We start from the raw sequence: 255 nt of genomic DNA, 5'->3' as shown, positions 1-255 counted from the left end.
GGCTTCATTGACCTGACGCTTCAGCTTGCCGTATAGCTTCCTGAGCCACGCCAAAACCCGTTCGCCCGCCTTGGTGCTGCCCACATAGACATTGGCGTCATCGGCGTAGCGCGCTAAGCAGTAGCCCGCCATCCATGATCCCGGCGTTCAGGTACGCACGGATGAGCCGCAGGACGGCTGTATCCGGGATGCGCTTCCTGAGCCGGTCTACAAGGATGTCGTGGTTCACCCGGTCGAAGAATTTCGCCAGGTCCA

The 255-nt window shown here is 60.4% G+C and carries 1 pseudogene; it reads right to left on the bottom strand.

Annotated elements, in window-relative coordinates:
- Window positions 1–255: pseudogene (locus tag ACG02S_RS26360) on the bottom strand (group II intron reverse transcriptase/maturase); the annotation flags it as partial.

The sequence above is a fragment of the Pelomonas dachongensis genome (assembly GCF_043555865.1).
Lineage (GTDB): Bacteria > Pseudomonadota > Gammaproteobacteria > Burkholderiales > Burkholderiaceae_C > Pelomonas > Pelomonas dachongensis.
Note: the sequence above shows the minus strand (reverse complement) of the source record. Positions and strands in the feature narration are given on the sequence as shown.